Annotated in this window: 15 protein-coding genes; 13 read left to right on the forward strand and 2 right to left on the reverse strand. The window is 74.6% G+C overall.

The window, feature by feature from the left end; all coding sequences use genetic code 11:
• Positions 1 to 43: 43 nt before the first annotated feature.
• Positions 44 to 940: a LysR family transcriptional regulator gene (locus ABZ920_RS26655; RefSeq protein WP_361509968.1), complete on the forward strand. Its 897-nt coding sequence runs from the start codon at positions 44 to 46 to the stop codon at positions 938 to 940.
• A gap of 586 nt (positions 941 to 1526) precedes the next feature.
• On the opposite strand, the gene ABZ920_RS26660 is transcribed toward ABZ920_RS26655, so the two are convergent.
• On the reverse strand, positions 1527 to 1859 hold the full coding sequence (locus ABZ920_RS26660; RefSeq protein ID WP_361509971.1) for a WhiB family transcriptional regulator: 333 nt from the start codon (positions 1857 to 1859) through the stop codon (positions 1527 to 1529).
• A 378-nt stretch (positions 1860 to 2237) separates the two neighbouring features.
• Here ABZ920_RS26660 and ABZ920_RS26665 point away from each other — a divergent pair, with 378 nt between their 5' ends.
• The 4 genes from ABZ920_RS26665 (at position 2238) to ABZ920_RS26680 (ending at position 7080) form a co-directional block, all read left to right on the forward strand.
• The gene (locus ABZ920_RS26665) at positions 2238 to 2849 is read left to right on the forward strand and encodes a response regulator transcription factor (protein WP_003948568.1); all 612 of its coding nucleotides are present in this window, start codon (positions 2238 to 2240) and stop codon (positions 2847 to 2849) included.
• Positions 2850 to 3500: 651 nt separating this feature from the next.
• Positions 3501 to 4088, forward strand: a complete 588-nt coding sequence (locus ABZ920_RS26670) for a sigma-70 family RNA polymerase sigma factor (RefSeq protein WP_361509974.1) — start codon at positions 3501 to 3503, stop codon at positions 4086 to 4088.
• Between the two features lie 175 nt (positions 4089 to 4263).
• Positions 4264 to 5772: an IMP dehydrogenase gene (guaB, locus tag ABZ920_RS26675; protein ID WP_361509977.1), complete on the forward strand. Its 1509-nt coding sequence runs from the start codon at positions 4264 to 4266 to the stop codon at positions 5770 to 5772.
• 183 nt (positions 5773 to 5955) lie between these two features.
• Positions 5956 to 7080: a GuaB3 family IMP dehydrogenase-related protein gene (locus tag ABZ920_RS26680; protein ID WP_361509980.1), complete on the forward strand. Its 1125-nt coding sequence runs from the start codon at positions 5956 to 5958 to the stop codon at positions 7078 to 7080.
• A 258-nt stretch (positions 7081 to 7338) separates the two neighbouring features.
• Here ABZ920_RS26680 and ABZ920_RS26685 read toward each other — a convergent pair whose 3' ends face one another.
• Positions 7339 to 8547, reverse strand: a complete 1209-nt coding sequence (locus ABZ920_RS26685) for a nucleotide sugar dehydrogenase (protein WP_361509982.1) — start codon at positions 8545 to 8547, stop codon at positions 7339 to 7341.
• A gap of 268 nt (positions 8548 to 8815) precedes the next feature.
• Here ABZ920_RS26685 and ABZ920_RS26690 point away from each other — a divergent pair, with 268 nt between their 5' ends.
• The 8 genes from ABZ920_RS26690 to ABZ920_RS26725 all read left to right on the forward strand — a co-directional run.
• A complete protein-coding gene (locus tag ABZ920_RS26690) occupies positions 8816 to 10522 on the forward strand; it encodes a glycerol-3-phosphate dehydrogenase/oxidase (RefSeq protein ID WP_361509984.1) in 1707 nt (568 codons plus the stop codon).
• A gap of 283 nt (positions 10523 to 10805) precedes the next feature.
• A complete protein-coding gene (locus ABZ920_RS26695; RefSeq protein WP_361510006.1) occupies positions 10806 to 12899 on the forward strand; it encodes a serine/threonine-protein kinase in 2094 nt (697 codons plus the stop codon).
• Positions 12900 to 13088: 189 nt separating this feature from the next.
• The gene (locus ABZ920_RS26700; RefSeq protein ID WP_361509985.1) at positions 13089 to 15860 is read left to right on the forward strand and encodes a protein kinase; all 2772 of its coding nucleotides are present in this window, start codon (positions 13089 to 13091) and stop codon (positions 15858 to 15860) included.
• Between the two features lie 130 nt (positions 15861 to 15990).
• Entirely contained in the window at positions 15991 to 17736 is a 1746-nt protein-coding gene (locus ABZ920_RS26705; RefSeq protein WP_361510009.1) for a protein kinase, read from the forward strand.
• Positions 17737 to 17935: 199 nt separating this feature from the next.
• Positions 17936 to 19579 (forward strand): serine/threonine-protein kinase, encoded by a 1644-nt coding sequence (locus ABZ920_RS26710; protein ID WP_361509988.1) that lies wholly within the window; start codon positions 17936 to 17938, stop codon positions 19577 to 19579.
• 133 nt (positions 19580 to 19712) lie between these two features.
• On the forward strand, positions 19713 to 21524 hold the full coding sequence (locus tag ABZ920_RS26715) for a serine/threonine-protein kinase (protein WP_361509991.1): 1812 nt from the start codon (positions 19713 to 19715) through the stop codon (positions 21522 to 21524).
• A 319-nt stretch (positions 21525 to 21843) separates the two neighbouring features.
• Entirely contained in the window at positions 21844 to 23457 is a 1614-nt protein-coding gene (locus tag ABZ920_RS26720) for a succinic semialdehyde dehydrogenase (RefSeq protein WP_361509994.1), read from the forward strand.
• A gap of 44 nt (positions 23458 to 23501) precedes the next feature.
• Positions 23502 to 24051, forward strand: a 550-nt coding sequence (locus ABZ920_RS26725; RefSeq protein ID WP_361509996.1) for an NAD(P)-binding protein, incomplete at its 3' end; no start/stop codon positions are given.

Genomic DNA, 24051 nt, shown 5'->3' on the forward strand with positions numbered 1-24051 from the left:
GCGTTATCGGGTCGACGGCCCAAGGGTCACTTATGCTCGGAGAGTGATAGAGGTTCGTCATCTCCGCGTGCTGCGCGCCGTGGCCACCACCGGCTCCTTCTCCGCGGCCGGGCGGCAACTGGGCTGCACGCAGCCCGCCGTCAGCCAGCAGATGAAGGCCCTGGAGGCGTCCGTCGGCACCCCGCTGCTCGTCCGCAACGGCCGGGAGATGCGCCTGACCCAGGCCGGCGAGGCGCTCGTCCGGCACGCGGGCGGCATCCTCGCCGGGCTCACCGCCGCCGAGGAGGAGGTCGCCGCCATCGCGGGCCTGCGCGCGGGGCGGGTGCGGCTGGTCTCCTTCCCCAGCGGCAGCTCCACGCTCGTGCCCGCCGCGCTGGCCGCGCTGCGCGCCGCGCACCCCGGCACCCGCGTTTTCCTGGAGGAGGCCGAGCCGCCCAGGTCCGTGGAGATGCTGCGCGAGGGCGACTGCGACATCGCGCTCGCCTTCCGCTACGAGGGGTCCGGGGGTCCCGAGGAGTGGGAGGACCTGGTCGTGCGGCCGCTGCTGAGCGACCGGCTGGTGGCGCTGGTGCCCGAACGGCACCGGCTGGCCGGCGCCGCGTCCGTCGCCCTCGGCGAACTCGCCGACGAGGCGTGGATCGCGGGCTGCCCGCGCTGCCGCGGACAGCTCGTCGAGGCCGCCGGGAGCGCCGGCTTCACTCCCCGCATCGACTTCGCGACCGACGACTACCCCGCGGTGGTCGGCCTGGTCGGCGCCGGTCTCGGCGTGGCCGTGCTGCCCCAGCTCGCGATCGAGTCCGTACGGCCCCGGCACGCCCGCACGGTCACCCTGGAACCGGCGGTGCGGCGGGAGATCGTCGCGCTGACCCTGCCCGACCTGGCCCAGGTGCCGGCGGTGGCGGCGACCCTGGACGAACTGGGGCGCGCCGCCCGCCGGTGACCGCGCCCGCGGCCCGCCCGGCGGCACCGGCCGCAGACCTGGCGGGGGGCGCTGCCGTTCCGGCGGACACGGGAGGCCGCGGCTGCACGGAAGTCGCGGCGGCACGAAAGCCACCGCGGCACGAAAGCCACCGCGGCACGAGGGGCGGAGCGGCACCGGGCGTCACCCGGCACGCCAGGCCAAGCCGCGCCAAGCCGGTACCGGGCATCAACCCGGCACGTCGGGTCACGGCAGCACAGGGCATCGCAGGGCAGGTCGGGTCATGGCACCGCAGAGTCACAGCGGCGCAGGGGTCCGCGCGGCGCAGGGGTCCATGGGGGCACATCGTCACGGCGCGCACGCCGTCCCAGCGGCGGGCGTCGTCACGCGCGGCGGGCAGCGTCACCAACGGCCCACATCGTCGTACGGCACACGGGGCCCGGGCGCGCCGAGGTCACGGAGGGCGGCGCCCAGGTCCACGAGGTCACCGGTCGCTGCGGAGGTCACCCGCCGTGAGGACGGTCGGGCCACGGTCGCCGCCAAGCGCCGGAAAGGGCCGGAACACTAGGGCACGCCCCCACGTGCCCTGGCCAGAAGAAACGTTACTTCAACTGCTGTTCGATGCGGTGTCCGCGCCGGTCGGTGACGTCGTCACCAGCCGGTTGCGAGCCCGCCCCATGAGCTCTTCGCGCTCGTCCTCGGTCAGTCCGCCCCACACTCCGTACGGTTCACGCACCGCCAGGGCGTGTGCCGCGCACTCCGCACGGACCGGGCACCTCATGCAGACCTCCTTGGCCGAGTTCTCTCGAGCGCTCCGAGCCGCCCCGCGCTCGCCTTCCGGATGGAAGAAGAGCGAGCTGTCCACGCCGCGGCAGGCAGCCAGCAGCTGCCAGTCCCACAGATCCGCGTTCGGTCCGGGAAGGCGGGAGAAATCTGCCATTTCGTGACCCCTTGTAGCCGTTCGTGGCGGATACGGTGCCAGCGACCGTACATCTCCGATCTAAGGAGATGAAAATATGACTCATTGCGAATCTAGCCCCAGACACCGACTAACGGGAAGAAAAGGGGCTGAACGGGGCACGGTTGTGATGAAAAGTTGAGAGTGCGGCGGCATATCTCTGCTGTGTCCGCGTCCTCACGTAGAGTGCCGAAGATGGCACACAGCCCCGTAACTCTTTCGGGTGACCGTCGTTGAGAGTGCGGAGGCGCTTGAGAACACAAGCGCTCGGGCGGACGTCCGAGACGGTCGACCGCACAGGTGACGATTCGTACCAGCCTGGAGGCTCAAGGTGACGCGCATCAGCTGCGGAGGACGGCCATGACATCCGTCCTCGTCTGCGACGACTCCCCGCTTGCCCGAGAGGCGCTCCGCCGCGCGGTCGCGACCGTGCCCGGCGTCGAGCGTGTGACGACGGCGGCCAACGGCGAGGAAGTCCTCCGCCGCTGGGGCGCCGACCGGTCGGACCTCATCCTCATGGACGTGCGCATGCCCGGTCTGGGCGGCGTCGAGACGGTCCGGCGCCTGCTGTCGGCCGACCCCGGCGCGCGCATCATCATGCTGACCGTCGCCGAGGACCTCGACGGAGTGGCACTCGCCGTGGCCGCCGGCGCCCGCGGCTACCTGCACAAGGACGCCTCCCGCGCGGAGCTGCGGGCCACGGTGACGCAGGCGCTGGCCGACCCGACCTGGCGGCTGGCCCCGCGCCGGCTGCGCTCCGCCGAGATGGGCGCCGCGCCGACGCTCACCGCGCGTGAGATCCAGGTACTGGAGGGCATGAGCCACGGCCGCTCCAACGCGGAGATCGGCCGCGAGCTCTTCCTCTCCGAGGACACGGTCAAGACGCACGCCCGGCGCCTGTTCAAGAAGCTCGGCGCCTCCGACCGCGCCCACGCGGTGGCGCTCGGCTTCCGGTGGGGGCTGGTCCGCTAGGGACCGGGACGTTCCGAGGACCGGACCCGGTGCGACGGGCGACGGACCGGGCGGCAGCCCGGCGGCGGGACGTCTTCGGCCCGGGCGGGCCGCGACGTGACGGCACCCCCCACGCGCCGCGGGGCGAGTGTGGGGGAGCGTCCCGGTCACCCCGAGTCCGTGAGCCGGCGACCATCCGGAAGGCGTGCGCCGTCCGCGGCGCCGCGACGGGCCGGGCCTCCGGGAGCCGGCGTGCCGGACCCCGCGGTCCCGTGGGCGGCCGTGCCGCTGCCGAGTGCGTCGCCGCAGGTCGCGGCGCCCGCGACGACGTCGGCCGGCCGGCGCGCGTCGACGTCGGTCCGCCGGTGGGCGCCGCCGCCGTCGGCTCGGTGGAAGCCCCGCGCACCGCTGTCGTCGGCTCGGCGGCACCCCCGCGAACCGCCGCCGCGTCCTCTCGCAGTCCGCGCCCGGGCGCAGCGGCCCGACGGGCGCCCGCTGCTCGTTTCGTCGCGGATGCCGCATCCTTGAGGTGTGGAGTTCCTCGGGAACGAGTCGGTCGAGCGGAAGGGGAGGGCGCACAGGATGACTTCCGGCGCACCTGCTCATAACGCTTCGGTGCACAACCACGGAGGCGGTGCCACGGAGGGAACGACGCCAAGGCACCATGGACCGATGCGCGAGGACGAGGCGGCACGTGCCCAGGGGGCGATCGGAGCACTCGTCCACCGCGCCGTCGACGGGGACGAGCAGGCCACGCACGATCTGCTCGCCCGCGTCCACCCGCTGGCGCTGCGCTACTGCCGCAGCCGTCTGACGCGGCTGCCGGGCGACGCCCGGCACTTCGTCGAGGACCTCGCCCAGGAGGTCTGCGTGGCCGTCCTGCTCGCCCTGCCGCGCTACCGGGACACCGGCCGCCCGTTCGAGGCGTTCGTCTTCGCGATCGCCGCCCACAAGGTCGCCGACCTGCAGCGCGCGGCCATGCGGCACCCCGGTTCGACGGCCGTGCCGTCCGACGAGATGCCCGAGCGCCCCGACGACTCCCTGGGCCCGGAGGAGCGCGCCCTGCTCAGCAGCGACGCCGAGTGGGCCAAGAAACTGCTGGCCAACCTGCCCGAGAACCAGCGTGAGCTGCTCCTGCTGCGCATCGCCGTGGGACTGACCGCGGAGGAAACGGGCCAGATGTTGGGAATGTCACCGGGGGCCGTGCGGGTTGCCCAGCACAGGGCGCTCAGCCGACTGCGGGCGCTCGCGGAACAGTAGAGGCCGCGGCAACAGCCCGCGCGGCACCGGCGGGTGGGGCACCAGTGAACGGGCGCCCGCCCCGTTCCGTACGAACATACGAAGCCGGGCGTCCTCCGGAACCGTGGAATGAGCCAGCCGCGCTTCCCGTTAGCATGGACATCCGCACCGATCAAGGCCATTTGGGGAAGGTGTCATGACTGCCAACGTCGACGGAGTGCCCGAGAAATTCGCGACACTCGGGCTGACCTACGACGACGTGCTGCTGCTGCCGGGCCCGTCGGACATGGCACCCGACGAGATCGACACCGCCTCGTACGTCTCCAAGAACGTGCGGGTCAACATCCCGCTGCTGTCCGCCGCCATGGACAAGGTGACCGAATCCCGCATGGCGATCGCGATGGCCCGCCAGGGCGGTGTCGGCGTGCTGCACCGCAACCTGTCCATCGAGGACCAGGCCAACCAGGTCGACCTGGTGAAGCGGTCCGAGTCCGGCATGGTCACCGACCCCATCACGATCCACCCGGACGCCACCCTCGCCGAGGCCGACGCGCTGTGCGCCAAGTTCCGCATCAGCGGCGTGCCGGTCACCGACGGCGGCAAGAAGCTCCTCGGCATCGTCACCAACCGCGACATGGCCTTCGAGACGGACCGCAGCCGTCAGGTGCGCGAGGTCATGACGCCGATGCCGCTGGTCACCGGCAAGGTCGGCATCTCCGGGCAGGACGCCATGGAGCTGCTGCGCCGGCACAAGATCGAGAAGCTGCCGCTGGTCGACGACGAGGGCGTCCTCAAGGGCCTGATCACGGTCAAGGACTTCGTCAAGGCGGAGAAGTACCCGCGCGCCGCCAAGGACGCCGAGGGCCGCCTCCTCGTCGGCGCGGCGGTCGGCGTGGCCGGTGACGCCTTCGAGCGCGCCCAGGCGCTGATCGAGGCGGGCGTCGACTTCATCGTCGTCGACACCGCGCACGGCCACTCCCGCCTGGTCGGCGAAATGATCGCCAAGATCAAGTCGAACTCCTCCGGCGTCGACGTCATCGGCGGCAACGTCGCCACGCGCGACGGCGCCCAGGCACTCGTCGACGCGGGCGCCGACGGCATCAAGGTCGGTGTGGGCCCCGGTTCCATCTGCACCACCCGCGTGGTCGCCGGCATCGGCGTCCCGCAGGTGACCGCCATCTACGAGGCCTCGCTCGCCGCGAAGGAGGCCGGTGTCCCGGTCATCGGCGACGGCGGCCTGCAGTACTCCGGTGACATCGCCAAGGCCCTGGTCGCCGGCGCCGACACGGTGATGCTGGGCTCGCTGCTCGCGGGCTGCGAGGAGTCGCCGGGCGAGCTGCTGTTCATCAACGGCAAGCAGTTCAAGTCGTACCGCGGCATGGGCTCCCTGGGCGCCATGCAGACCCGCGGCGACCGCAAGTCGTTCTCCAAGGACCGCTACTTCCAGGAGGGCGTCGCCTCCGACGAGCAGCTGATCCCCGAGGGCATCGAGGGCCAGGTGCCCTACCGCGGCCCGCTGTCCTCCGTCGTCCACCAGCTGGTCGGCGGCCTGCGCCAGTCGATGTTCTACGTCGGCGGCAGGACGGTCCCGGAGCTGCAGGCCAACGGCCGGTTCGTGCGGATCACCTCGGCGGGTCTGAAGGAGAGCCACCCGCACGACATCCAGATGACGGTCGAGGCGCCGAACTACAGCGGCAGGCAGTGACGGACCCGCGCGCGGGGGGTGCCCCGCGCGCGGAACCCAGTGCTCCGAGGGCGGCTCCGGAAGTCTCCGGGGCCGCCCTCGCCGTTGCCGCGCGAGGGGCGCCGTGCCCCCTGCGCAGGCCCGCCGCCGCACCGGTCGGCGATACTGGAAGACGCTGAAACGCATCAGGGAAAGGCCACAGACGTGACTGAGATCGAGATCGGGCGCGGCAAGCGCGGCCGCCGGGCGTACGCCTTCGACGACATCGCCGTCGTCCCCAGCCGCCGTACGCGGGACCCGAAGGAGGTCTCGATCGCCTGGCAGATCGACGCCTACCGCTTCGAGCTGCCGTTCCTGGCCGCCCCCATGGATTCCGTCGTCTCCCCGGCCACCGCCATCCGCATCGGCAGGCTCGGCGGCCTGGGCGTGCTGAACCTCGAGGGCCTGTGGACCCGGTACGAGGACCCGCAGCCGCTGCTCGACGAGATCGCCGAACTGCCCGCCGAGTCCGCGACCCGGCGGCTGCAGGAGATCTACGAGGCTCCCGTCAAGGAGGAGCTGATCGGCGCGCGCATCAAGGAGGTGCGGGAGGCGGGCGTGGTCACCGCGGCCGCGCTGTCCCCGCAGCGCACGGCGCAGTTCTCCAAGGCCGTGGTGGACGCGGGCGTGGACCTCTTCGTCATCCGCGGCACGACCGTCTCCGCCGAGCACGTGTCGTCCTCGCACGAACCGCTCAACCTGAAGCAGTTCATCTACGAGCTCGACGTGCCGGTGATCGTCGGCGGCTGCGCCACGTACACCGCCGCCCTGCACCTGATGCGCACCGGTGCGGCCGGCGTCCTGGTCGGCTTCGGCGGCGGCGCCGCGCACACCACGCGCAACGTGCTCGGCATCCAGGTGCCGATGGCCACGGCCGTGGCCGACGTGGCCGCCGCGCGCCGCGACTACATGGACGAGTCCGGCGGCCGCTACGTGCACGTCATCGCGGACGGCGGCGTCGGCTGGTCCGGCGACCTGCCCAAGGCGATCGCCTGCGGAGCCGACGCCGTCATGATGGGCTCCCCGCTGGCCCGCGCCACGGACGCGCCCGGCAGGGGCCACCACTGGGGCATGGAGGCCGTCAACGAGGAGCTGCCGCGGGGCAAGAAGGTCGACCTCGGCACGGTCGGCACGATCGAGGAGGTCCTCACCGGCCCGTCCCGCATCCCCGACGGCTCGATGAACTTCTTCGGCGCCCTGCGCCGCGCCATGGCCACGACCGGCTACAGCGAGCTCAAGGAGTTCCAGCGCGTCGAGGTCACGGTGGCGGACTCGCAGCACCGGCGGTGACGCCGCACTGAGCCGGCCGAGGGGCCCGGCCGCTCACGGTGGTGAGCGGCCGGGCCCCTCGGCGTGTCCGGCGTCCGAGCCGGCGATCCGCCCGGCGTAGTGCGCCCGGCGGCCGAGCGGCGGCCCGCGCGGCCCGAACCCCGATGGTGAGCCCGGGCGTCCGTCCCGGGGCTCGGCCGCGCGCCGGCGGCCCTCAGCGGTCCGGGCACCCCCGCGCGCCGGCGGCCGCACGGATCCGGGCGCCCCGCGCGTCCTTCCTCACAACCGGTGCGCCGCCCCCGTGGGTGTGGCCCCCCGCGTGTCGAGGAGCAGCTGCGCCTTCACCGACAGGCCCTGCAGGTCGTAGGTGCGGTGGTGCTGGACCAGGATCGTCAGGTCGGCGTCGGCCACCGCCTCGTACAGGGAGTCGGCACGCGGGACGGGGCGCTCCAGGACGCTCCAGGCGGGGACGTGGGGGTCGTGGTAGCTGACGCAGGCGCCGAGCTCCATGAGCCGGACCGCGATCTCGTGGGCGGGCGTGCCCTCCAGGTCGGCGAGGTCGGGCTTGTAGGTGACGCCCAGCAGCAGGACGCGCGCCCCGCGGGCGGACTTGCCGTGCTCGTTGAGCAGTGCGGCGGCGCGCCCGACGACGTACCGCGGCATCCTGCCGTTGACCTCCTGCGCCAGCTCCACCATGCGCAGGGAGCGGCCGGCGCGCCCGGCCAGGTCCTGCGGGACGCCGTGGCCGCCGACGCCGGGCCCGGGACGGAAGGCGTGGAAGCCGAACGGCTTGGTCTCCGCGCAGCGGATGACGTCCCACAGGTCGACGCCCAGTTCGTGGCACAGCACCGCCATCTCGTTGACCAGGGCGATGTTCACGTGCCGGAAGTTCGTCTCCAGCAGCTGCACCGTCTCCGCCTCCCGGAGCCCCCGCGCGCGCACCACCTTGTCGGTGAGCCGCCCGTAGAAGGCGGCGGCGGACTCGGTGCAGGCCGGGGTCAGGCCGCCGATCACCTTGGGGGTGCCGGCCGGGGTGGCGTCGCGGCTGCCCGGGTCGACGCGGCTCGGCGAGTAGGCGAGGTGGAAGTCGCGGCCCGCGCGCAGGCCCGAGCCCTCCTCCAGCAGCGGCCGCAGGAAGTCCTCCGTCGTCCCGGGGAGGACGGGGGACTCCAGGATCACGGTGGTGTGCGGGCGCAGGCGCGCCGCCAGGGCGCGGGCGGCCGCCTCGACCTGGCCGAGGTCGAACCCGCCGTCCGCGCCGCGCGGGGTCGGCGCGCAGATCACCGCGGTGCGCACGCGGCCGAGGTCGGCGGGGTTGGTGGCGTGCCGGAAGCCCCCGGACAGCATCCGGCGCAGCTCGGCGGGGCTGAGGGCGCCGTACTCGGGCCCGGTCCGGTAGCCGAGGGTGGTGATGCCGGCGGTCACGGCGGCCTGGGCCAGGGGCAGGCCGAGAGGACCGAGTCCGATGACGGCGAGGTCTGCGGGCATGGCGTGGGCCGTCCTTCCCAATAACCGAGGCGGGGCAGATGCGCCAGCCCGGTGGACAGGGTGAGCGAGCGCAATGTCAGACTAGGAGTAAATATGACCGTTTTGCGGGATTGACCAGCGTGTTTCTCGCGGAGCCGGGACCGGGTTGTCCACAGGCTGGGGGTGACTGGTGGCCGAAGCGGGGCAACAAGGTCAGAATTTGGGCAGGGAAGGGGACGGGGTCACGCCCGAGGGGCGCGGCCGGCGCGACCGACAGCGGGAGGCAGCGGTGAGGACAGCGACACTGGGGCCGGCGCAGCGCGCCGAGTCCCTGGCGGGAATGGCCGAGCGGGAGCTGGACGTGCTGGTCGTGGGCGCGGGCGTGGTCGGCGCGGGCACGGCGCTCGACGCCGTGACGCGTGGTCTGTCCACGGGCCTGGTCGAGGCGCGCGACTGGGCGTCGGGCACGTCGAGCAGGTCCAGCAAGCTCATCCACGGCGGACTGCGCTATCTGGAGATGCTGGACTTCGCGCTCGTCCGGGAGGCACTGAAGGAGCGCGGCCTGCTGCTGGAGCGCCTCGCACCGCATCTGGTCAAGCCGGTCCCGTTCCTCTACCCGCTCCAGCACGCCGTCTGGGAGCGGCTGTACGCGGGTTCCGGCGTCGCGCTGTACGACGTGATGTCGATGGCCCGCGGTCACGGCCGCGGCCTGCCCCTGCACCGGCACCTGACCCGCCGTCACGCCCTGCGCGTCGCCCCGTGCTTGAAGAAGGACGCCCTGGTGGGCGCGCTGCAGTACTACGACGCCCAGGTCGACGACGCCCGCTTTGTCGCCGTGCTGGTGCGCACCGCGGCCTCCTACGGCGCCAAGGTCGCGAACCGGGCCCGGGTGACCGGTTTCCTGCGCGAGGGCGAGCGCGTCGTCGGCGCCACCGTCCGGGACGTGGAGAGCGGCGCCGAGTACCAGGTCCGCGCCAAGCAGATCGTCAACGCCACCGGCGTGTGGACCGACGACACCCAGGCGATGGTGGGGGAGCGCGGCCAGTTCCACGTGCGGGCCTCCAAGGGCGTCCACCTGGTCGTGCCCCGCGACCGGATCAACTCCACCACCGGGCTGATCCTGCGCACCGAGAAGTCCGTGCTGTTCGTCATCCCCTGGGGCCGGCATTGGATCATCGGCACCACCGACACCGACTGGGACCTCGACAAGGCGCACCCGGCCGCGTCCAGCGCGGACATCGACTACCTGCTCCAGCACGTCAACTCGGTGCTCGCGGTGCCGCTCGGCCGCGACGACGTCGAGGGTGTGTACGCCGGGCTGCGGCCCCTGCTCGCGGGCGAGTCCGACGCCACCAGCAAGCTGTCGCGCGAGCACACCGTCGCCCACCCGGCCCCCGGGCTCGTGGTGGTCGCGGGCGGCAAGTACACCACCTACCGGGTGATGGCCAAGGACGCGGTGGACGAGGCCGTGCACGGACTCGACATGCGGGTCGCCGACTGCGTCACCGAGGACGTCCCGCTGCTGGGCGCGGAGGGCTACCGGGCGATGTGGAACGCGCGGGCCCGCATCGCCGCCGAGGCCGGCCTCCACGTCGTGCGCGTGGAGCACCTGCTGAACCGGTACGGGACGGCGGCCCAGGAGGTCCTCGACCTCATAGCCGGCGACCCGTCGCTGGGCGCGCCCCTGCCGGGGGCCGACGACTACCTGCGCGCCGAGGTCGTCTACGCCGCCTCGCACGAGGGCGCACGCCACCTCGACGACGTGCTGACCCGGCGGACCCGCATCTCCATCGAGACCTTCGACCGGGGCACGCGCAGCGCGCGTGAGGCCGCGCAGTTGATGGCGCCGGTGCTGGGCTGGGACAAGGGCCAGGTCGAGCGCGAGGTCGCGCACTACGAGAAGCGGGTGGAGGCCGAGCGGGAGTCGCAGCGCCAGCCGGACGACCTGACCGCCGACGCGGCCCGGCTGGGGGCACCGGACATCGTGCCGCTGTAGGCACCTTCTTCCGGTCCTTCGTTCGCCGTTGCGCGGCCCGGGCGGACACGTTCGGGCCCGGCGGTCCGTCCGCCCCGGCGTCTCGCCGGCGGTACGGTAATGCCAGAAGTGTCCGATGCGTCGGCACCCATGGCTCTCCACTTGTCACGGCCCGTCATCTCCGCACGCCCGTGCGGCCGTTCGCCCTCGCGAAGGCGCCGCACCAGGGGCCCCCTGGGCGTCGGGCACTTGTCGGGTGAGGGACAATGGAGGCTCTGTCAGGGCGGGTTGCATGAGGGGACGCATGTCGGAGGCGGAGCGGGCGGGGACATCCCGTCAGGAGACTCGTCAGGACAAGAGCGAGCAGCGTCTTCTCGCCGGGCGGTACCGGCTGGGAGACGTGCTCGGCCGGGGCGGCATGGGCACGGTGTGGCGGGCCGAGGACGAGACCCTGGGCCGCACGGTCGCGGTCAAGGAGCTGCGGTTCCCGTCGAACATCGACGAGGAGGAGAAGCGCCGCCTGATCACGCGCACGCTGCGCGAGGCCAAGGCCATCGCCCGGATCCGCAACACGAGTGCGGTGACGGTCTTCGACGTGGTCGACGAGGACGACCGGCCGTGGATCGTGATGGAGCTCGTCGAGGGCAAGTCCCTCGCCGAGGTCATCCGCGAGGACGGCGTGCTGGAGCCGCGGCGCGCGGCGGAGGTCGGGCTCGCCATCCTCGACGTCCTGCGCTCCGCGCACCGCCAGGGCATCCTGCACCGTGACGTGAAGCCGTCGAACGTGCTGATCGCCGAGGACGGCCGGGTCGTGCTGACCGATTTCGGCATCGCGCAGGTCGAGGGTGACCCGTCCATCACGTCCACCGGCATGCTCGTCGGAGCGCCCTCCTACATCTCCCCGGAGCGGGCCCGCGGCCACAAGCCCGGCCCGGCGGCCGACCTGTGGTCCCTCGGCGGCCTGCTGTACGCCGCGGTCGAGGGTTCGCCCCCGTACGACAAGGGCTCGGCGATCGCCACCCTGACCGCGGTGATGACCGAGCCCCTGGAGGAGCCGAAGAACGCCGGCCCGCTGCGGGACGTCATCCACGGGCTGCTCACCAAGGACCCGGCCCAGCGCCTCGACGACGCGGGAGCCCGCGCCCTGCTGAAGGCCGTCCTCGACGCGCCCGGGACGGACGCCGAGCCGCCCGCGGACGCCACCAGGGTGGTACCGCTGCCCGCACAGCCCGACGGGCGTGCGGACAAGGGGACTTCGGGCACCGGCGGCAAGCGGGGCGAGGAGGCCGCCGAGCGGCTGCGCGGCGCGCTGCGGTCCGTGCGCAAGGCCGCCGTGGCGGGCGGCGCGGCGGGCGCGGCGGCCACGGACCGCGCCGGGTCCGCGGAGCCCGGGTCCCGGAGCGCCGGTTCAGCGGCCGCCGAGGGCACCTCCGGTGCCGAGTCCACCGGATCCCCGGCACCGTCCGCGTCCGGCGGGCGGAACGGCTCCGCCACGTCGTCCGGCGCCGGCGAGCCGGGCACGGACGGGACCGGGACCGGCTCCGGGCGCACCAGTTCGGGCTGGCCCGTGGTGACGCCGCCGGACCTGCCCCCGCGTCCGGCTCCGAAGGCGCCGCTCACCGACGTGGTCCCGCGGCGGACGCTGGTGATCATCGCGGTGGTCGTGGCGCTCGCCGTCCTCGGCACCGTGCTCGCCCTCGTGCTGGGCGGCGGTGACGACGGCGGCTCGAAGGGCGGCCCGGGCAGCGCGGCGGGCACCTCCGGCACGGCGGGCCCCTCCCCGGGCGCCTCCACCAAGGAGGACGGGAACGGCGCGACACGGACGGACGGCACCCCGTCCGGCTCCGCGACGGCGAGCGGCTCCACCGGCGGCACGGGCACCGGCCCGAGCGTCTCCGGCGACGACGACGCCGGCTCGGGCACCTCCGGCTCCGGTCCGGGCGGCTCCGGCTCCGGCGCGGGCGCCCCGGTGGCGTCGACGTACAAGGCCGGCCAGGGCTTCTCGATCGGCCTGCCCGCGGGGTGGAAGTACGCGGCCACGGACAGTGCGGGAGCCCGCTTCACCGGCCCCGACGGGCAGAAGCTGCTGGTCGCCTGGACGTCCGCGCCGAAGGGCGACCCGGTCGCCGACTGGAAGAACCAGGAGCGGTACATGGTGCGCTCCGAGTACCGGCGCATCCGCATAGAGGAGGTCGAGTACCGGAGCTGGAAGACGGCCGACTGGGAGTTCACCTACGCCGACGGCGGGACCAGCTACCGGACCATCGACCGCGGGTTCGTGGTGAACGACCACCTCGGGCACGCCCTGATGTACACGGCCAAGGCCGCGACCTGGGACAGCGACCTGCGCCAGAAGACCTGGCAGACGCTGGCGAACACCTTCAGGCCGAAGTCCTGAGCCGGCCGGGCCGGCGACCGCTCGCCGCGCCCGGCTCCGAATTCGCCCGCGAGTTCGGGAAAGGAGATGTGTCATCCGCTCATTCCGGGTTGCCTCCGGCACGTATCGTGAGGGGTCGCGGACCGTACGCAGCCGGAACGGGACGCATGGCGAACGGAACTGACCGACCTGGCGGCCGGGGGAGGCAACGTGGACGACTATGCGGGTCGGGTACTCGCCGACCGCTACCGCCTGCCGCTGCCGCCCTCCGACGAGTACGAGCTCACCGAGACCCGGGCCTTCGACACCTATAGCGGGCAGGAAGTCCTCATCCGGCAGGTGCCGTTGCCGGAGGTGGTCGAGGCCGAGGTGCTCGACGCGGACGGGCTGCCCGCCGGCTTCACGGCGCGTGACGGCCTCTCCCGGCGGCCCCCGGCCCGGACGGCCACGCGGCGCCCGGCCGACCCGGCCGTCCGGCGGGCGGTCGAGGCGGCGCAGGCCGCGGCCCGCATCCCCGACCACCCCCGGCTCGACCAGGTCTTCGACGTGTTCGCCGAGGGCGGTTCGCTGTGGGTCGTCAGCGAGCTGGTCGCCGCACGGCCGCTCGCGGCGCTGCTCGCCGAGAAGCCACTGACGCCGTACCGGGCCGCCGAGGTCGCCTCGGACATCGCCACGGCGCTGCGCGTGCTGCACGCCCACGGCTGGGTGCACCGCAACATCACCGCCCGCACGGTCCTCGTGTGCGACGACGGCCGGGTGATGCTCACCGGCCTCGCGGTCGGCGCGGCGGAGGAGGCGCTGTGCGGGTACGACCCCGTCCCGGCGCAGGACGACGAGGCGGACCCGGCGCAGTCCGGCGACGCGGCGGTCCACGGCGTGCACGGCGGGTTCGGCGGTGCCGGGGGCGCCGCCGGGCCGGGCCGCGGGTCCGGGGACGGCGGTGCGGCGGGCGGCGGCCGGGGAGGCGGCCCGGACGGCTGGGCCTCCGGCGGCGGTCCCCGGTGGGCGGCCGCACCCGAGCCCACGGGAGAGGCGCGCGGCGGCCACGGCGGTGCGCCCGGGCCGGGGCCGGGCGGCGCGGCCGGGCCCGCCGCGGATCCCGAGGCGGCGCGGCGGGCCGCCATCGAGGCACGCGCGGCCCGCGGACCGGCGGCCGGGACGGACCCGGGGTACGGCGGCGGAGCGGGAGCCCTGGAACGGCGTTCCCCCGAGACCGGCGCGGACGTCCGCGCGGCGCGCGCCGGCGCGATAGCCGCCTACCGCGCCGGGGCGCGGGCGGCGGCCCGGGTGCAGGAGGCCCAGCAGGGCGCGCGCGCCGCGCTGCCCGGGAGCCGGCCGCCCGGCGACGACCCGCGCGGAGCAGGCGGCCCCGAGGAAACCCCGTACGCACCCGGGTCCGGCGCCGGCACGACGCTCCCGGGCCGGCCGGTCGACCCCCACGGCGTCCACGGCCCGGCATGGCGCGGCTCCGCACCCGGCGCCGGAGGGATCCCGGCCCCGGGCGGGCCCGGCGCGCGCACGGCACTTCCCGGCCCGGGCAGCGGCGCGGGGGGCCCCGGGTCCGCCGCGGGCGCCCTGCCCGCACCCGGCGGATTCGCCGGCGGCGGGCGGGAGACCGGGGGCGCGGCCTTCGCGGCCGCGGCGGAACGTGACGGCGCGCCCGGCGCCGGAGTGCCCCAGCAGGGCCGGTGGGACGAGCAGGCCGCCCGGACGCCCGTCCGGCGCGGGCCGGGTACCGCGCTGGCCGCCGAGCGGGCGCGGCAGGCGCGGATGGCGGTCGTCGGTGCGGTGACCGAACGCTGGGCGCCGGAACAGGCCGGGCCCGTGCACGAGAACTGGCAGCTGGCCGCACCCATCGGGCCCGCCACCGACCTGTGGGCGCTCGGCGCCCTGCTCTTCCGCGCCGTCCAGGGCCACGCCCCCTACCCGGAGGAGTCGACCGCCGAGCTGGTGCAGCTGGTGTGCGCCGAGCCGCCCGCCTTCGCCGAGGAGTGCGGCCCGCTGCGGCCGGTCGTGGAGTCACTGCTGCGTCAGGACCCCACCGAGCGCATCGACTTCGAGGAGCTCAACGGCTGGCTGCGGTCGCTGGTGCGGTCCGCGCCCGAGCCGGAGGCCGGCGCGCACGTCGTCGCCGCCCCGCCCGCCGACCCCAGTCGGCTGCCGATCGTCCGCCGCCGGGGCGAGCTGGTGCGCAGGCGGCGCGCCGGGCTGCCCGCGCACCACGGACGGCACAAGCGCGACCGACGGCCGGCCGGCTCGCCGCGGCGCCTCGGCCGCACCCTGCTCCTGCTCATCCTGCTCGCGCTGGCGGCGGCGATCGCGTACGCGGCGCTGTTCATGCCCAAGGCCGGTGACGGCGGCACGGAGGGCGGCGGCCGCACCGGGGCCGTCGGCGAGGCGAGTGAGGCGCCACCGGACCCGGGCCGCGACGCCGGCAGCGCCCCGCGGCCCGACCGGTCGGCACCCGGCGGCGACGGGGCCTCGCAGTCGGCCGGTTCGGCCGAGACGCAGACCACCGACCCGCGCGTCGCCGACGGGTTCACCCTGCGCCGTGACCCCGAGGGCTTCCAGGTCGCCGTGGCCGACGGGTGGAGCCGCACGCCCAGGAACGGCCGCGCCCAGGTGGTGTACTCCCACGGCGGCTTCGAACTCCTCGTCGTGCCCGGCCGGGACAGCGCGGCCGAGTTCGGCAGCGACCCGATGGCCTACCAGCGGGACAAGGAAGGGGAGTTGCAGGGCTACCGCGACTCCAGCTGGGCCACCTCGTCGGGGCTGCGGACCATCGAGGTGGGCGGACGGACCATGGCCGAGGGGCAGTTCACCTGGACCGACGCGAGCGGGCGGGACCTGTTCGTGCGCAACGTCGCCATCCTGCTCGGCGGGCGCTACCACGTGGTGCAGGTCCGCGGCCCCGAGTCGCAGCGCGACGAGGTGACCCGGCTGTTCGAACAGGCCGCGGCCACCTACCGGTTCACGGGCTGAGCCGCTCCCGCCGGGCCGCCGGAGCGACAACCGTCACAGTGCTGTCTCCGTGGTACCCCGCCGGTTCCCTGGGCGAGGGCCGGTCCTTAGTCTGACCCTGTCAAGAGCATTGCGGGGGAACGTGAATCAGATGCAGGGCCTGCTCCTCGCGGGGCGCTACCGCCTCGCCGACTCCATCGGCAGCGGCGGCATGGGGCGGGTGTGGCGCGCACACGACGAGGTGCTGCACCGGGCCGTCGCCATCAAGGAGCTGACCGCCGCGCTCTACGTCTCCGACAGCGACCAGGCCGTCCTCCTCGCGCGCACCCGGGCGGAGGCCCGCGCGGCCGCTCGGATCAACCACTCCGCCGTCGTCACCGTGCACGACGTACTGGAGCACGACGGCCGCCCGTGGATCGTGATGGAACTGGTCGAGGGCCGGTCCCTGGCCGACGCCGTCAAGGAACGGGGCCGCCTGGAGCCGCGGGAGGCGGCGCGCGTCGGCCTGTGGGTGCTGCGCGCCCTGCGCGCCGCGCACACCGCCGGCGTGCTGCACCGCGACGTGAAACCCGGCAACGTGCTGCTCTCCGACGACGGGCGCGTCCTGCTCACCGACTTCGGCATCGCCCAGATCGAGGGCGACACGACCATCACGCGCACCGGCGAGGTCGTCGGCTCGGTCGACTACCTGGCCCCGGAGCGCGTCCGCGGCCACGACCCGGGCCCGGCCTCCGACCTGTGGGCGCTCGGGGCCACGCTGTACACGGCGGTGGAGGGCCTGTCGCCGTTCCGCCGCACCTCGCCGCTCACCACCATGCAGGCGGTCGTCGACGAGGAACCGGCCGAGCCGCGGAGCGCCGGCCCGCTCACGCCCGTCATCGCCGCCCTGCTGCGCAAGGATCCGGCCGCACGGCCCGGGGCGGCGGAGGCCGAGCTGATGCTCGCGGAGGCCGCGGAGGGACGGCGGCCCGGCGTCGGCCGGCCCCACCTGCCCCCGCAGGCCACGGGCCCGCGCGGGGACACCGCGGCGCACACGCGGACGGCGGTCACGGCGCCCCGTCCCCACCACCCGCCGGCCGGCCCGGCCCCGGCCGGCACCGGGCATCCGCCGACCGGTCCGACCGCGGTGGGCGGCCCCGCGTTCCCGGCGGCGACCGTCCCCGGGACGAGCGGTGCCACCCACCAGGTCACCGGTCCGGCCGGAACCGGTCCCACCGCGGCCGGCCCGCAGTACGGCGCGCCGCCGCACGGACGGCGCCGCCGGCGCACGCTGGCCCTGGTGGTCGTCCTCGCCGCGCTGTTCGGCGGCGGCACGGCCGTGGTCGTCCTGAAGTGGGACGAGGGCCGGCGCGGCGGCGACCACACGGCCACGTCCCCCTCGCCCGGCCCCACGCCCACCGCTTCGGCCACCGGCGGGGCGAGCCGCCTCCCGGACGGCTGGGTCCGCCGCAGCGACCCCTACGGGTTCAGCATCGCCCTGCCCGGCGCGGACTGGAAGCGCACGGTGTACGACGAGGCCACGCACCAGGTCGACTACACCGCCGACGGCGGCGAGCACTTCGTCCGGATAGCCGTCGACGACTCACCGGACTACGCCGACCCTCGCGACCACCAGGCCGACCTGGAGCAGCAGTTGCAGCGGCTGGCCGACTACCGGCGGGTGACCCTCGAGGCCAACACCTACCGCGACCAGCCCGGTTCGCGGTGGGAGTACACCTGGACCGCGCTGGCGAAGGACACGCCCTTCCCCGGGCCGCGCCGCGCCACCGAGCAGACGTACATCACGCGGGACGGCGTCGAGTACGTCATCTACATGTCCTCGCCCGCGCAGGACTGGCCGACGACGCGCCGGCAGTTCACGGCGGTCCTGCAGAGCTGGCGGCCGGGCGCGCCCTGACCGGCGTGACGGCCGGAACGGAACGGTCCGGCGCCCACGGCAGGACGCCCCGGGGCGTCGGCCGGACCGCCGGTGGGGCGCTGCGCCGCGGGGCCGGACGGGGCCGCACCGGGGCGTGTCGCAACGGCCGTACACGTCGTGGTGAATTGGCTGGTCGGCGCCCCGGAAGGGAGGCGTCCGATGGGGCATCATGGGGCGCATGGGGACCGAGGGGGACGGCTGCCGTGTGATCGCGGGCCGGTACCGGATGGAGACCAGGCTCGGCCGCGGCGGCATGGGCGTCGTGTGGCGGGCGACCGACCAGCTGCTCGGCCGGCACGTGGCGGTCAAGGAACTCCCGCTCGACGAGACGCTCTCCCCGGCGGAGGCCCGGCGCCAGCGCGACCGCACGCTGCGCGAGGCCCGCGCGGTCGCCCAGCTGCACCACCCGCACATCGTCGTCGTCCACGACGTCGTCGAGCAGGACGAACGCCCCTACATGGTGATGGAGCTGATCGACGGCGGCTCGCTCGCCGACCGGATCGCCACGCGCGGCCCGGTCGACGCCCGTGAGGCCGCCCGGATCGGCGTCGCCCTGCTCAGCGCGCTGGCGACGGCGCACGCCGCCGGTGTCCTGCACCGCGACATCAAGCCGGCGAACGTGCTGCTGGAGGCCGGTACCGACCGCGTCGTCCTCACCGACTTCGGGATCGCGCAGGTCGCGGGCGCGACGACGCTCACCGAGACCGGGTCCTTCGTGGGTTCGCCCGAGTACACCGCGCCCGAGCGGATGTCCGGGGCCGGAACCGGCCCGGCGTCCGACCTGTGGTCGCTGGGCGCGCTGCTGTGCACGGTGCTGAGCGGCGCGTCGCCGTTCCGGCGCGACTCGCTGGGCGGCATCCTCCACGCCGTCGTCGTCGACGAGATCCGGCCGCCCGCGCAGGCCGCCCCGATCCTGCCGGTGATCCGGGGGCTGCTGGAGCGTGACCCGGACCGGCGGCTGGAGGCGGCCGAGGCGGAGCGGATGCTGCGGGCCTTCCTGGACTCGGGCCGCACCCCCCAGCGGCCCCCCGTCCACACGCCGACGCAGCGGGACGTGCCCCGGCCGGTGCCGGTCACGTCACCGCGGCACACGCCCGAGGAATCCGGCCGGCTCTCCACACGGGGCGTGCTCGTGACGGCGCTGCTGGTGGCCGCGATGGCCGGGGCGGGCGTGTCGGCGGCCGCGCTGCTGATGAAGGGCGACGGAACCGGCGGCGACCCGCCGAGATCTCCGGCCCCACGGACGTCCGCGAGCACCGGTGCCGTCCCGCCTTCCCCGACCCTCTCCTCCCCGCCGGCGTCCCCGTCGTCCCGCGCCCCGGCCCCCACGGTCACCGTGACCCGGTCCGTCTCCCCGGCCGCCAACGCCCCGACGGCGCCCTCCGGTTACCACCTGGTGCGGGACCCGGCGGGCTTCTCCGTCGCCGTGCCGGACGGCTTCACCCGCGCACCGCAGGGCGAACGGATCTTCTACAAATCCCCGGGCGCGGCCTTCCGTCTCGGCGTCAAGGTGGCCGGCCCCGCGACCGGCGGCCCGCTCGCCGCGATGCGCCGCGCGGACGCCGGGGGAGCGGAGACCAACCCCGGCTACCACGACGGCCGGGTCACCGCCACCACGCACCGCGGGCACCCGGCCGCCCTGTGGGAGTTCACCTGGAGCGGGTTCAGCACGGCCGAGGGCCCGCGGCACACGTACGACCTGTGCTGGGAGCAGGACGGGCGGCTGTACGACGTGTGGGTGTCGGCGCCGGTCGGGAAGGTGCGGGAGGCCCAGGAGCACTTCGACGTCGCGGTCGGCACCTTCGTCCCCGCCTCCGGATGAACTGGGGCACCCGGACGACCCGGGTTCCCATAACGGTGTGAAGCGGAGATAAGCCGCGCCGTGGGTCACGGGTCTGTGACCGGCGGTCCCCCACGGTGGAGGGGGCGGCGGCTGTCGCGATATGCATGGATCCATGAGCAGCAACGGGGGAGTCCGTCACGGGGCCGACGAGCCGACGAGCTTCGTCCTGCGACCGCCGAACGCGCAGGCCACGGGGGCACCGGGGGCCCAGCGTGCTTCGCCCGACCTGTCTCACGCGCAGGCCCCGCAGGCACCGCCGAACGCCCAGGCACAGGCCCCGCAGGCACCGCCGAACCCGCCGGGCGCTGCGGTCCCGCAGGTCCCGGCCGCCCCGGCGGAGTCCCCGCGGCCACCGCACGCACCGGCCCCGGCCCCCCACCCCCACAACCCCTACGCGGTACCCGTGGCGGCACCCGTGGCGGATCCCGGCGCCGGCCGGCTGATCGCCGGGCGCTACCGGCTGCTGGCCAAGCTGGGGCACGGCGGCATGGGCACCGTGTGGCGGGCCAAGGACGAGACGGTGGACCGCGAGGTCGCCGTCAAGGAGCCCCGCGTCCCGGACCACCTCCCCGAGCGCGAACGCGCCACCGTCTTCGAGCGGATGCGCCGTGAGGCCCGCGCCGCGGCCCGGCTCGACCATCCGGCCGTCGTCGACGTCCACGACGTCGCCGTCGTCGACGGGCAGCCGTGGATCGTGATGGAGCTGGTGCGCGGCCGCTCGCTCGGCGACGCGCTCCAGGAGGGCACCCTCGACGCCCGCGAGGCGGCCCGGATCGGCCTGCAGGTCCTCGGCGCGCTGGAGGCCGCGCACGCGGCGGGCATCCTGCACCGCGACGTCAAGCCGGACAACGTACTGCTCGGCCGGCACGACCGGGTGGTGCTCACCGACTTCGGCATCGCCCAGATCGAGGGCGAGACCAGCCTGACCGACACGGGCGGCTTCGTCGGCTCGCCCGAGTACATCGCGCCCGAGCGGGTGCTGGGCCGGCGGCCCGGTCCCGCCTCGGACCTGTGGTCGCTCGGCGTGGTGCTGTACGCGGCCACGGAGGGCCTCTCCCCGTTCCGCCGCAGCAACACCCCGGCCACGTTGCAGTCGGTGCTCAACGCGGCGCCCGCCCCGCCGGCCGCCGCCCGGGGCCCGCTGGCCGAGGCGATCACCGGGCTGCTCCAGAAGGACCCGGCGCACCGCCCCGACGCCGCGCGGGTGCGCGCCCTGCTGGAAGCCGCCGCCCAGCCGCCCGCCCCGACGCCGCCCGCGCGGATCGTGCCGCCCGCCGACGGCCCGGGGGCCGCGCGGCGCCGGTTCCGGCCGGGCCGCGGGACGTGGCTCGGGCTCGGCGCGGCGGCCGTCGCCGCGGCGGTGGCGGCGTACCTGCTGATCGCGGACCCGTTCGCGGGGCCGCTGCCGGACGGCTGGCGGACCCGCCACGAGAAGGACGTCGCGGCGACGCTCGCCGTGCCCGCCGACTACCGGCGCGTGGTGCCGGACCCGGCGTCGGACAAGGGCCACTGGGTCCGGTACGACGACTGGAGCGGCAGCGTCTGGATCACCCTCGCGCTGACGAGGAGGGCCGAGGACACCGGCCGCGCGATCAAGGACTCCGCGGCCGCCCAGATGTACGACGACAACGGCACCTACAAGCAGTCCGGGGACTACGGCCTGGACATGCCCTCCGGCCCGAGGACCGACCCGAAGCCGCAGACCACCCACCAGGGCAGGCCGGCGGCCGAGAACACGGTCGTCTACACCACCGACGACAGCGTCGACCCGCGCCCGCGCGAGCTGCGGCTCTTCTACTACAAGAGCACGGCGGGAGACCTGTACAAGCTCACCGTGAGCTACCCCGGCAAGGGCGACTTCACCGACCGCGGCCGCGAGGTGGCCCGGACGGCGATCAGGAACCTGGACCTCGACGAGCTCTGAGACGCGAGCCGGAAGCACGCGCCCGGGACGCCGGGGAAGTCCCCGGCGTACGGCTCCCGTGCCGTGGAGCGGGGCTTCGACGTACGGGGTGGGTCCGGAGCGCCGGGGATCTCCGCAGCCCGGGCCCGACAACGCCGCCGATCCCCGGGGCCAGAAACGATCCGGGACGCCCGAACCGTTCCCGGTGCGGGTCGTGCCCCCGCGCAACGCCCTGATCAGCGTATTCGTTGCCAGTGATCACTGGCGGCGTGTGAGCACTCCGTGAATCCCCGTTACCGACGGGTACACAAAGCCGTCGCCGCGGCATACCCTGCGCGTCATGACGGACTCGCAGGCCCCGGCACAGACCGGCACCAACCCCCTGGCCCCCGCCCCCGCGGGGGTCCGCACGGCCGCCGACGTGGTCACCCCCGATCTCATCGCCCGGCTCACCAAGGGCGTCGCCGGGTCCGGGCGGACCGCCAACCACACGCCGTACACCGGTGAGAAACTGGCCGACCTGCCCGAGTCCACCCCCGAGGACGTCGCCGCCGCCTTCGGGCGGGCCCGCGCCGCCCAGGCCGTCTGGGCGCGCACGCCGGTACGGCAGCGCGCGGCCGTCCTGCTCCGCTTCCACGACCTGGTGCTCGAACGCCAGGCGGAAGTCCTCGACCTGATCCAGCTGGAGACCGGCAAGGCACGGCTGCACGCCCACGAGGAGGTGCAGGCCGTCGCGGTGGCGGCCCGGCACTACGGCCGCCGGGCGGCCGCGTACCTGAGGCCCAGGCGGCACGCCGGCGCCATGCCGGCCCTCACGCGCGTCACCGAACTGCGGCACCCGCGCGGGGTCGTGGGCCAGATCGCCCCCTGGAACTACCCCCTGGAGCTGTCGGTGGGCGACGCGCTCCCCGCCTTCGCCGCGGGCAACGCGGTCGTCATGAAACCCGACACGGAGACCTGCCTGACCGCTCTGTGGGCGCGCGACCTGCTGATCGAGGCCGGGCTGCCCGCCGAGGTGTTCCAGGTCGTGCTCGGCGACGGACCGGTCGTCGGGCCGGAGGTCGTCCGGCACGCCGACTACGTGTCCTTCACCGGCTCCACCCGCACCGGCCGCGAGGTCGCGCAGGGCGCCGCCGCCCGCCTGGTCGGCGTCTCCCTCGAACTCGGCGGCAAGAACGCCATGCTCGTCCTGGAGGACGCCGACGTCGAGAAGGCGGCCGCGGGAGCGGTCCGCGCCTGCTTCTCCTCCGCGGGCCAGCTGTGCATCTCCATCGAGCGGCTGTACGTCCACGAGTCGATCGCGGACGCCTTCCTGGAGCGGTTCGCCGCCCGCACCAGGGCCATGCGGCTCGGGGCGTCCCTGGCGTACGGCGCCGACATGGGATCCCTGGTCGGCGAGCGGCAGCTGGAGACCGTCAAGCGGCACGTGGAGGAGGCCGTCGCCAAGGGCGCCAGGGTCGTGGCCGGGGGCGTCGCCCGCCCGGACATCGGCCCTTACTTCTTCGAGCCCACCATCCTCGACGGCGTCGAGGCCCCCATGGCCGTGTGCACGGAGGAGACCTTCGGCCCGGTCGTCTCCGTCTACCGCTTCACCGGCGAGGAGGAGGCCGTCGAGCGGGCCAACTCCACGCCGTACGGCCTGAACGCCTCCGTGTGGACCAGGAACGCCCGGCGCGGCCGCGAGGTGGCCGCCCGGCTGCGCACCGGCACGGTGAACATCAACGACGGGTACGCCCCCGCCTACGGCAGCGTGCAGTCACCGATGGGGGGCATGAAGGACTCCGGCCTGGGCCGCCGGCACGGCTCCGAGGGCATCCTCAAGTACACCGAGGCCCAGACCGTCGCCCACCAGCGGCTGCTGCCGATGGCGCCGTCGCTCGGCATGGACGACGAGAGGTACGCGGAGTTCATGAGCCGCAGCCTGAGGCTGATGAAGGCGTTCCGCTTCCGCTAGAGCACATCACCCCCGACAGCACCCGTTCTCGACGAGGAGAGCACGTGTCACAGGAGAAGTCCGTCCAGACCCGGGACGAGGACGGGTACGACTACGACGTCGTCGTCGTGGGATCGGGGTTCGGCGGGTCCGTGTCCGCGCTCCGCCTGACCGAGAAGGGCTACCGGGTCGGGGTGCTGGAGGCCGGCCGCCGCTTCACCCGCGAGAGCCTGCCGAAGAACTCCTGGGACCTGAAGAACTACCTCTGGGCACCGAAGCTCGGCATGTACGGCATCCAGCGCATCCACCTGCTGGGCAACGTGATGGTGCTGGCCGGCGCCGGAGTCGGCGGCGGCTCGCTCAACTACGCCAACACCCTCTACGTGCCGCCGAAGGCCTTCTTCGAGGATCCGCAGTGGCGGGACATCACCGACTGGGAGGAGGAGCTGAAGCCGTACTACGACCAGGCCCGGCGCATGCTCGGCGTCCGGCTCAACCCGACGATGACGCCCTCCGACGTGCACCTGAAGGCGGCGGCGGAGCGCATGGGCGTCGGCGACACCTTCCACATGGCGCCGGTCGGCGTGTTCTTCGGGGACGGCAAGGACGCCGACG

This window comes from Streptomyces sp. NPDC046831 (assembly GCF_040645305.1).
Lineage (GTDB): Bacteria > Actinomycetota > Actinomycetes > Streptomycetales > Streptomycetaceae > Streptomyces.

What these genes read in the sequence shown, in the direction of transcription:
- ABZ920_RS26660 (WP_361509971.1), bottom strand. Translation starts at nt 1,859, where the DNA reads ATGGCAGATTTCTCCCGCCTTCCCGGACCGAACGCGGATCTGTGGGAC.
- ABZ920_RS26665 (WP_003948568.1), top strand. Translation starts at nt 2,238, where the DNA reads ATGACATCCGTCCTCGTCTGCGACGACTCCCCGCTTGCCCGAGAGGCG.
- ABZ920_RS26670 (WP_361509974.1), top strand. Translation starts at nt 3,501, where the DNA reads ATGCGCGAGGACGAGGCGGCACGTGCCCAGGGGGCGATCGGAGCACTC.
- guaB (WP_361509977.1), top strand. Translation starts at nt 4,264, where the DNA reads ATGACTGCCAACGTCGACGGAGTGCCCGAGAAATTCGCGACACTCGGG.
- ABZ920_RS26685 (WP_361509982.1), bottom strand. Translation starts at nt 8,547, where the DNA reads ATGCCCGCAGACCTCGCCGTCATCGGACTCGGTCCTCTCGGCCTGCCC.
- ABZ920_RS26695 (WP_361510006.1), top strand. Translation starts at nt 10,806, where the DNA reads ATGTCGGAGGCGGAGCGGGCGGGGACATCCCGTCAGGAGACTCGTCAG.
- ABZ920_RS26705 (WP_361510009.1), top strand. Translation starts at nt 15,991, where the DNA reads ATGCAGGGCCTGCTCCTCGCGGGGCGCTACCGCCTCGCCGACTCCATC.
- ABZ920_RS26710 (WP_361509988.1), top strand. Translation starts at nt 17,936, where the DNA reads ATGGGGACCGAGGGGGACGGCTGCCGTGTGATCGCGGGCCGGTACCGG.
- ABZ920_RS26715 (WP_361509991.1), top strand. Translation starts at nt 19,713, where the DNA reads ATGAGCAGCAACGGGGGAGTCCGTCACGGGGCCGACGAGCCGACGAGC.
- ABZ920_RS26720 (WP_361509994.1), top strand. Translation starts at nt 21,844, where the DNA reads ATGACGGACTCGCAGGCCCCGGCACAGACCGGCACCAACCCCCTGGCC.